Genomic DNA, 6,000 nt, shown 5'->3' with positions numbered 1-6,000 from the left:
CCCTGATCGCCGCCATCTACGGCATGAATTTCGAGATCATGCCCGAGCTGACCTGGACCTGGGGCTACCCGGCTGCACTCATATTGATGCTCGCCTCTTCCGTACTGCCCTATCTCTGGTGCCGAAAGCGCGGCTGGCTTTGAGCGGTTTAAGCCAGACAGAATAAGGTCGGCCGCGCTGCCTGGCCCAATGCGGCTGCTTCGCCGCGAAAGGCTCGAAGCGGGGCCGAAGCTGGCCCGGCATTGATTACGTGTGCGAGAAAGCCAGAGGTCACGATCTGCCAGTAAGCCCGGTCTGTCACGGGGTCACGCCCTGTTTCGGCGCGGCGTCCGGCACCGCCTGTTTGTGGCGACGCCAATCGCCCAGGAACAGGAGGATGGGCGCGGCGATGAAGATCGACGAGGAGGCGGCAACAACGATCCCGAACACCATCGGGATGGCGAAGCTCTGCACCGCGCCTCCGCCCCAGATCGCCATGGGCAGCATCGCGAGCAGAGCCGTGCCGGAGGTGTAGAGCGACCGCGCGAGCGTCTGGTTGATCGACAGGTCGATCAGATCTTGAAGCGGCATGCCCGGATGACGCCCCGCGTTCTCGCGCATCCGGTCATAAACCACGACCTTGTCGTTGACCGAATAGCCGATCAGCGTCAACAATGCGGCGATGCCCGTCAGCCCGAAATCGAGCCCGGTCAAAGCGAGAAAGCCGACCGTCTTGGTGATGTCGAGCACGAGCGTCGCGATAGCACCTACCGCATAGGGCCAGTCAAACCGCACCCAGATGTAGACCAGCATGGCGAGGCTCGCGGCGGCGACAGCGATCAGTCCGGCCACTGCGAGTTCAGCGCTGACGCGGGGACCGATGATCTCCACCCGGTCGATTTCGGCAGCCGGCGCAACCTGCGTCAAGACCGCCCGCACGGCCTCCGCCGCCGCCGTTTGCGCGGCCTCGCCCCCCGCTTGCTCCTCGATGCGGATCAGGACGGAGCGCCCGCCGTCGCTCTCCTGAAGCGTCACCTCGCCTAGCGCGCGGCCCTCGATGCCCGCTCGAAGCGTCGCGAGGTCCGTGGGGGCTTCACTGCGGGCCTCGATCAACGCGCCACCACGGAAATCCACGCCGTAATTCAGACCCGGCGCAACGAAGAGCCAAACCGACGCCGCGGACAGGACCAGCGACACGGCAAGGCCCGCAAACCGCGCGCGCATGAAGCGGAAGGACGGAACGGACTTCGCCGCGAGAAACCCGAAAAGGGGCCGGATGTCGAAGGTCCTGGGCCTGCGCGTACGCAAGTGGATGTCCATTGCCGCGCGGACGACGGCGACGGCAGTGAAGAGCGAGATCGCGATACCGAGCCCCATGGTCAGGGCGAAGCCCCGAACCGGTCCGGACCCCAGCCAGAACAGCAGCGCGGTCGCGATCAGGGTGGTGAGGTTCGAATCGAGAATGGCGCGATACGCCCGATCAAAGCCCGCCTGCACCGCCGAGGCCGCCCGCTTTCCGGCGCGCGTTTCCTCACGAATACGTTCGTTGATCAGCACGTTGGCGTCAACGGCGAGCCCCATCCCCAGGATGAGCCCGGCGATCCCCGGCAGCGTGAGGGTCGCGCTTAGTAGAACAAGCGCGGCAACGGTCAGCGCCACGTTGATCAGAAGTGCGCCAGTCGCCACGGCGCCCCAGACACCGTAGAGCGCGATCATCATGGTGGCGACCAGGGCAAAGCCCGCAAGCCCCGTCCAGAGCCCCATCGCGATTGCGTCCGCGCCAAGATCCGCGCCCACGGTCCGCTCCTCTATGACTTCGAGCGGGACCGGAAGGGCACCGGCGCGCAAAAGCGCTGCCAGCGTCGTCGTCTCCTCAACGGTGAAGGAACCACTGATCACGCCGGAACCTCCGAGGATGGGCTCCTGGATCACGGGCGCCGAGATAACCCTGCCATCGAGCACGATGGCGAACCGGTGTCCGACCAGTTCCTGCGTGAGTGCGCCGAAAGCCCGCGCACCCTCCGTGTCGAACCGGAACTCGACCACCGGCGCACCAGTATCCGGCTCGAACGCGGCGCTGGCATCTGCAAGACGCTCGCCATCCAGCGCGGGGCGCGCAGCGACGGAAATCTCTGCGCCACCAATCTCTAGCAGATGCAGCGCGCCCTCGGTCCCGTCAGGAAGAACCCTGTGGAACGTCAGTTGCGCGGTCGCCCCCAACAGCGCCCGCAGGCGCGCGGGATCGGTGATACCCGGCATCTGCACGAGGATGCGGTCGCGCCCCAGTGACTGGATCGACGCCTCGGCGACGCCGGCCTCGTCGATCCGGCTGCGGATGACCTCAATGCTGCGCGAGACGGCATCGGCCTGCGCCATAGCGACGACCGAGGGGCGCAGCGCTGCTTTGAGCTTGCCCTCGTAGGCACGAAGCGTGAATGCAGGCTCGGGCTGGCGCAGGGGTCCGCCACCCACTTCCGGCATCGCGCCGAGCGCCGTCTCCATCGCTGCCTCCGACGTCATGCCGGCAGTGAAAGCGATAATCAGTCCGTCGCCCTCCGGCGCCGTCTGGGCGCGCAGGCCAGGATCGGCGTCGGCCAAGGCGGCGGCGAAGTCGGACACGAGCCCTGAACGGATCGCGGTCTCGTCTGCCCGTAATATCAGCGACGCGCCCCCGCGCAGATCGAGCCCCAGAGAAACCGACTCCATCGGCCAGGCTTGCGCGAGATTTCGCGGCAGGAAGGTCGGAAGGGCGATCGCGAGACCGGCCAGGATGACCAACGCGTAGAGGGCGAAACGCCAGAGGGGCAGCTTCAAGACCGAGGTCTCCAGGCCCGGAAACGCCGGGCTCGTCTCGCCGATCATCGAAGCGACAAGGACCCGGTATTCGGCGCCTGTTCTGCGAGTGGCAGCTTGGAGATCGTATCGACGACGAAGGCGCACAAGGGGCGCCATGAAAAAGAATCCCGAGCCGCCGGATTGAAAGACAGCAGGAAATCGCCACTTTCAATTCGCGCCAGGAACCCGTTGATCGAGACAGCCAATGGCGTGTCATGGACCCACCGAGGACGGCACCGTGCAGGCTCCTTTCCGGACAAGTGGCGTCATAATCCTGTTTTCCGATCTGATTGGGAAAGGCCGGGGAAAAGCCTCGTCAAATGACCAGCCAACCTGATGTTGTCCCGGCCCCGCACCAGGGGCCTCGCCGACTGTCCGATGTCTTGCGCCATCTCGAAACCGGGCTCGGCGCGCGCGTCGCGCTCGGGGATCTCGTGTCCGGCCTGCGGGATCGCAGCTTCGCACCGCTCATGGTGTTGTTCGCGGTGCCCAACGTATTTCTGTATCTGCCCGGCTCCTCGGTCATTACGGGGCTGCCGCTGATGATCCTCGCCCTGCAGCTCATCGCGGGGCGCCCCTCCGTCTGGCTGCCCGCGGCCCTGAACAACCGATCTGTCGATCGCGCCAGCTTTGCACGGGTCGTATACTATTCCCTGCCATGGATCGCACGAATCGAACGGCTGGCGCGGCCACGCTTCTGGCCGGGCGCCACGGCGAGTGTGGATCGGTTGATCGGACTGGCCTGCCTCGTCATGGCGCTGCTTCTGTTCCTGCCGATCCCGTTTGCCAACGGGATTCCGGCGCTTGCCATCATCGCACTCGGCCTCGCGCTGAGTGAACGGGACGGAATATGGCTCTTTGCCGGCCTTATGGCCTCTGCCTTGGCCTTGGTCGTCGTCGCGGCGATCATCGGCGGCGGCGCGTTTGCCGTCGCCCGAATTTTCTGACGCGGCAAACCCAGGTCACATCTGACTTGCGTTTCGGGGAAACCTCCGCGCGCAGCCCACGAAGGTGCATCCCAGGCGGAGGCCAACAACGCAGCCTCTTCGACTATGGGCGTTCGTTATTGATTCCAAAGGAATAATTTCCGCGCATGCCAAGCCACGTGAGCCGGAAGAAAATATTCTCAGTTCCCGGTCAGAGGACCTTGAATAGACGCTTGCCCATTCTGATTTCTATCCTGCTTGGGAGGATGGTCCTCCCATGACATTTCTCTGGAGAACAAAACATGCGTCGTGCAGCAGTTGGTGCCATGGTGGTCGCTCTGTTCGCGGCCCCGGCTTTTTCGCTCATGGTGTCGGATGTCGATACCGATGGCGACAGCCTGGTTTCCTTTGCCGAAATGTCGGTGATGTATCCCGACCTCAGCGAAGACACATTCGCCCAGATCGACATGAGCGGCGACAGCTTCGTGGACGAGAGCGAACTCACCGCCGCCCTCGAGGCCGGCACGATCATGAAACCCAGCGAATAACCCCGTCCCTCGGGACAGGGTCATTCTGGATCACAGGATCAAAGCCATGGCCATGAACACACACGCTCCGAAGCAAACCAATCTGTGGGTCTGGGGCGGAGGCGCGCTTGCAGTGATCGTCGTGATTGCTGCGCTCGGATACGGGCTCGGATGGTTTGGTGGCAGTTCCGCTGACGCGGTTGCCCCAGCCACCGAGCAGACGGCACCCGTTTCGGAGTAACTTCGACCGTAGTTTGACAATTGTGCCCCCGGCGGCTAGCCCGTCGGGGGCATAATTTTGACCGGGCTATCGATAGTGGGCTTCGCGCCCACACGATGCTGTGGCATCGGCACCGGCGTCCGAGCCGATCCTCAATCGGCAATCGGCCCGAGTCCGTATCCGCGTGTTTCTGCCACACAACCAAACAGGGATTAAACGTGATTGAGATCTGGCTGCCACTCTTCGGAGGTCTTGTCCTGCTGATCGCGGGCGGCGAACTGCTTGTCCGCGGGGCGGTCCAGGTCGCCACCGGGCTCGGCGTATCGCCTCTGGTCATCGGGCTCACGCTGGTCGGCTTCGGCACCTCGACGCCAGAACTCGTGACCTCGGTGCAGGCGGCGCTGTCGGACGCGCCGGGCATCGCCTACGGCAACATCGTCGGCTCCAACATCGCCAATATCCTTCTTATCGTCGGGGTCGCCGCGCTGATCAGCCCGATGGTCATCGCCTCGGTCGCACTTAGGCGCGACGGCGCGGTGATGCTGGCCGTCGCCATCTCCTTCTCTGTCGTGGCGTTCCTCATGCCGCTTGGCCGTGTCGTGGGCGTGATCTTTGTCGCCGCGCTGATCGCCTATGTCTACCTCGCGTTCCGGCAGGAAAGCGCCTCCGCGCCTGCAGGACACGGCGCGGTCTACGACAAGAGCCTTGCACTGCAGCAAACCGATTCAGCACTCGCTCCGCCCGCGCCGCCGCGGACATCGTTGCTGGTCTCGACACTGATCGCGCTCGGTGGTCTCGTGCTCGTCGTCCTCGGCGGCCGCTTCCTCGTTGAGGGCGCCGTCTCGCTCGCCCGCGGCTTCGGCATCGCGGAGACGGTGATCGGGCTCACGATCGTTGCTGTCGGCACCTCGATGCCAGAGTTCGTGACCTCGGTGGTCGCAGGCCTGAGAAAACAGGGCGACGTGGCCTTCGGCAACATCGTCGGATCCAACATCTACAACATCCTCGGGATTGGCGGTTTCACCGCGCTCATAGCGCCGGGTGCCGTCCCGGTCGAGATCGTGACCTTCGACAACCTCGTGATGATCGGCGTTTCGGTGGCCCTTGTCGCATTCGCCTGGACCTCGCTTAGGATCGCCCGGTGGGAAGGGGCAGTCCTGCTAACAGGGTATGTCGCTTACGTCTACGTCATCTGGCCTTGATCATCGTTGAGCAGTCTGGACCGCTCCGGTCCTCTGCACCAGAAGCTTCTCGATCCGGCGTCCATCCATGTCGACCACCTCGATCGCCCAGACGCCGTTGCGCACGATCTGTCAAACCTCGGGCAAATCTTACATGAAGTTGAGCGACCATAGCTGGTTCGGCCCGGTCCGGTACCAGGATGCGCTTACGCCTACCCCGAGCCCGCATATGTGAAACTCTGCGACGCACACCCAGACCGTCGTCGCTATAGAGTCGGAACAGCTTTTTGTGGTTCACCTTGTCTCAGTGGGTATTGGTGCATCGGATCCAA

At 64.0% G+C, this 6,000-nt stretch carries 7 protein-coding genes; 5 read left to right on the top strand and 2 right to left on the bottom strand.

The window, feature by feature from the left end; all coding sequences use genetic code 11:
• The first annotated feature begins 2 nt into the window (after positions 1–2).
• Complete coding sequence (locus tag AC13D8_RS01050) at positions 3–143, top strand: CorA family divalent cation transporter (RefSeq protein ID WP_482967141.1); 141 nt, start codon at positions 3–5, stop codon at positions 141–143.
• Positions 144–297: 154 nt separating this feature from the next.
• On the opposite strand, the gene secD is transcribed toward AC13D8_RS01050, so the two are convergent.
• Both secD and AC13D8_RS01040 read right to left on the bottom strand, forming a co-directional pair.
• Positions 298–2,841, bottom strand: a complete 2,544-nt coding sequence (gene secD, locus AC13D8_RS01045; RefSeq protein WP_482967248.1) for a protein translocase subunit SecD — start codon at positions 2,839–2,841, stop codon at positions 298–300.
• A complete protein-coding gene (locus tag AC13D8_RS01040) occupies positions 2,838–3,020 on the bottom strand; it encodes a hypothetical protein (protein ID WP_482967247.1) in 183 nt (60 codons plus the stop codon). The genes secD and AC13D8_RS01040 overlap by 4 nt, the downstream gene beginning before the upstream one ends.
• Positions 3,021–3,197: 177 nt before the next feature.
• Between AC13D8_RS01040 and AC13D8_RS01035 the strand changes: the two genes are divergently transcribed.
• The 4 genes from AC13D8_RS01035 to AC13D8_RS01020 all read left to right on the top strand — a co-directional run bounded on the left by AC13D8_RS01035 (position 3,198) and on the right by AC13D8_RS01020 (position 5,689).
• Entirely contained in the window at positions 3,198–3,761 is a 564-nt protein-coding gene (locus tag AC13D8_RS01035) for an exopolysaccharide biosynthesis protein (RefSeq protein ID WP_482967246.1), read from the top strand.
• A gap of 305 nt (positions 3,762–4,066) precedes the next feature.
• Positions 4,067–4,288, top strand: a complete 222-nt coding sequence (locus tag AC13D8_RS01030; RefSeq protein ID WP_482967245.1) for an EF-hand domain-containing protein — start codon at positions 4,067–4,069, stop codon at positions 4,286–4,288.
• A 46-nt stretch (positions 4,289–4,334) separates the two neighbouring features.
• Positions 4,335–4,508, top strand: a complete 174-nt coding sequence (locus tag AC13D8_RS01025) for a hypothetical protein (RefSeq protein ID WP_482967244.1) — start codon at positions 4,335–4,337, stop codon at positions 4,506–4,508.
• A gap of 197 nt (positions 4,509–4,705) precedes the next feature.
• Complete coding sequence (locus AC13D8_RS01020) at positions 4,706–5,689, top strand: calcium/sodium antiporter (protein WP_482967243.1); 984 nt, start codon at positions 4,706–4,708, stop codon at positions 5,687–5,689.
• Positions 5,690–6,000 lie beyond the last annotated feature (311 nt).

Source organism: Roseovarius sp. B-10 (assembly GCF_056859295.1).
The sequence above is the reverse complement of the archived record's forward strand: the minus strand, read 5'-3'. Positions and strand labels throughout refer to the sequence as shown.

Bases quoted from the DNA above. Each gene is read 5' to 3' on its own strand.
- secD (WP_482967248.1), bottom strand. From the start codon at position 2,841: ATGATCGGCGAGACGAGCCCGGCGTTTCCGGGCCTGGAGACCTCGGTC.
- AC13D8_RS01030 (WP_482967245.1), top strand. From the start codon at position 4,067: ATGGTGGTCGCTCTGTTCGCGGCCCCGGCTTTTTCGCTCATGGTGTCG.
- AC13D8_RS01025 (WP_482967244.1), top strand. From the start codon at position 4,335: ATGGCCATGAACACACACGCTCCGAAGCAAACCAATCTGTGGGTCTGG.